This is a genomic window from Actinosynnema sp. NPDC059797, assembly GCF_042732085.1.
GTDB lineage: Bacteria > Actinomycetota > Actinomycetes > Mycobacteriales > Pseudonocardiaceae > Actinosynnema.
Map to the genome: position 1 here is coordinate 1 of NZ_JBHWIE010000602.1, position 2,889 is coordinate 2,889.

A 2,889-nucleotide genomic window follows, 5' to 3' on the forward strand; every position below is an offset into this window, starting at 1 on the left:
CGTCCGGATCTTCCGCGACCCGGTGCTCCGGGCCGCCGCGCGCGGGCTGGTGACCTTCCGGCACCGGCACCGGGTCGACGAGGTCGTGGTCGAGGGCGGCGCCGCGGTCGGCGTGCGCGGCGCGCTGCTGGCGCCCTCGGACGCGCCGCGCGGCGTGCCCTCCTCGCGGGACGAGGTCGGCGAGTTCGACCTGCGGGCGCAGGCGGTCGTGGTCGCCACGGGCGGCCTCGGCGGCCACCTCGACCTGGTGCGCGCCCACTGGCCGACCGACCGCCTCGGCCCGTTCCCCGAGGCGATGCTCCTCGGCGTGCCCGCGCACGTCGACGGGCGGATGCTGGGGATCACCGAACGGGCGGGCGGCGCGGTGGTCAACCTGGACCGCATGTGGCACTACCCCGACGGCCTGAGGCACCACAGCCCGGTGTGGCCGCGCCACGCGGTGCACTTCCTGCCCGGTCCGTCGCCGCTGTGGCTGGACGCCGAGGGCAGGCGGCTGCCCACGCCGAGGTTCCCCGGCCACGCCTCCCTGGAGGCGTTGGGGCACGTGTCGCGCGGCGGTCACGCCCACTCGTGGCTGATCATGACCCACTCGATGGTGGACAAGGAGTTCGACCTGTCCGGCTCGGACCAGAACCCCGACATCACCGGCAAGGACCTCGCGCTGTTGCTGCTGCGGGCGCGGAAGAGCCTGATGAAGCCGGTGCGCGCCTTCCTCGACCGCGGGGAGGACGTCGTGACGCGCCGGACGCTGCCCGAACTCGTGGCCGCGATGAACGCCCTCACCCCCGCGACGCCGCTGGACCCCGCGCGCGTGGAGCACGAGGTCGTGGCCCGGGACCTCCAGCTCCGCAACGACTACTCCAAGGACATGCAGCTGATGTCGCTGCGCAACGTGCGCCGGTACGCGGTGGAGAGGTTGATGCGCACCGCCCGGCCGCACCGCCTGCTCGACCCCGCCCACGGCCCGCTGTACGGGATCCGGGTCAACCTGTTCACCCGCAAGACGCTGGGCGGGGTGCAGACCAACCTCGACTCCCAGGTGGTGCGGCCGGACGGGACCCCCTTCGACGGCCTGTACGCGGCCGGGGAGACGGCCGGGTTCGGCGGTGGAGGGGTGCACGGGTACCACGCGCCGGAAGGCAGCTTCCTCGGCGGTTGCATCTTCTCCGGCCGGACTGCGGGCCGCGCGATCGACGCGGCTCTCGGGTGAGGCTGGGGCGGTTCCGGGTCCTGTTCGAACCCGGGGCGGGGCCGGCCGCCGGGGAGCCGAGCCCGCCGCCCGCGGGTTGGGCAGGTCGGCGCGGTCACCCGGGTTCGCCCGGGTCAGCGTGGGTGAGCCCGGGTTCCGCCCGGTCCGGCGGCGGGGATTGACGGCCCGGTTTCGTCTTTGGCATGGTCTGAACCACCAGTGAGAGCGCTCTCACTGGTAGTCCAGGGCGTGCGGACCATCCCTGTCCACCGCGCGCCCTCCCTGCGGACGAGGAGGAAACGCGTGCTCATGACAACGTTGACGAGGGTGGGCGCGGTGGCCGCGCTGCTGGTGAGCGGCCTGGCGGTCGCGACGCCCGCGCAGGCCGAGCCGCTGTCCCCGGGCCTGGTGACCTCGATGCGCGAGGCGTTCGGCCTGACCGAGCAGCAGGCCCGCACCAGGATCGCCCGGGAGGCGACCGCGACCCGGCTGGTCCCGGACGCGCGGCGGGCCGCCGGGAACGCGTTCGGCGGGAGCTGGTTCGACGCGGACGCGGGCGTGCTGGTCGTCGGCGTCACGGACGAGGCCGCCGCGAAGCGCGTGCGCGCCACCGGGGCCGAGGCGAAGGTCGTCGAGCGCACCGCCGCCGAGCTGGACCGGGTGAAGGACCGGGTGGACGCGCTGTCCCGGGCCGGCGAGGTGCCCGCCGCGGTGGCGAGCTGGCACCCGGACCCGCGCAGCGGCGCGGTGGTGGTCAACGTCGAGGCCGGGACGCAGGCGCGCGAGGTGTCCGAGTTCCTGGCCAAGGCGACGGAGCTGGGCCCGATCCGGGTCAACACCGAGGGCGTCACGCGACCGGTGCCGTTCGCGGCGGGCACGGTCGGCGGCGACCCGTACTACACGGGCAACGTGCGGTGCTCCATCGGGTTCTCGGTGCACGGCGGGTACGTCACGGCCGGGCACTGCGGCGGCACGGGCGCCCAGGTCTACGGCTGGGACCGGTCGTGGCAGGGCCAGTTCGCGGGCTCCTCGTTCCCCGGCAACGACTACGCGTGGGTGCGCACGGGCGGCGGCTGGTGGAACGTGCCGGTCGTGCTCGGCTGGGGCACGGTCAGCGACGCGCTGGTGCGCGGCTCGTGGGAGGCGCCGGTGGGGACGTCGGTGTGCCGCTCGGGCTCCACGACGCGCTGGCACTGCGGCGTCATCCAGTCCCGCAACGAGACGATCAACTACGCGCAGGGCGCCGTGCACCAGATGGCCGGCACGAGCGTGTGCGCGGAGGGCGGCGACTCGGGCGGCTCGTTCATCACCGGCGACCAGGCGCAGGGCGTCACGTCCGGCGGCTACGGCAACTGCTCGTCGGGCGGCCGGACCTGGTTCCAGCCGGTCAACGAGATCCTGTCCACCTACGGGTTGACGCTGCTCACGGCCTGACCCCGGCGCGGTGGGCCCGGCACGGGTGACGGGCCCACCGCTCGCGTGGATCATGGGTGGATGGCCACGCTGATCGCGTTCCACGCCCACCCCGACGACGAGGCGCTGTGGACCGGGGGCACCCTGGCGCGCGCCGCCGCCGAGGGGCACCGGGTCGTCGTCGTGGTGGCCACCGGCGACGCGGGGTCCGCGCGGGCGGACGAGTTGCGCGCGAGCGCCGCCGTGCTGGGCGTGCACCGGGTCGAGCACCTGGGCTACGCCGACAG

General features: G+C 75.0%; 3 protein-coding genes. All 3 read left to right on the plus strand.

The window, feature by feature from the left end; all coding sequences use genetic code 11:
• On the plus strand, nucleotides 1–1,210 hold a 1,210-nt coding region (locus ACFV4N_RS42285), incomplete at its 5' end, for an FAD-binding dehydrogenase (RefSeq protein WP_499678327.1).
• A gap of 288 nt (nucleotides 1,211–1,498) precedes the next feature.
• The gene (locus ACFV4N_RS42290) at nucleotides 1,499–2,623 is read left to right on the plus strand and encodes a S1 family peptidase (RefSeq protein ID WP_499678328.1); all 1,125 of its coding nucleotides are present in this window, start codon (nucleotides 1,499–1,501) and stop codon (nucleotides 2,621–2,623) included.
• Between the two features lie 60 nt (nucleotides 2,624–2,683).
• On the plus strand, nucleotides 2,684–2,889 hold a 206-nt coding region (locus ACFV4N_RS42295; protein WP_499678329.1), incomplete at its 3' end, for a PIG-L deacetylase family protein.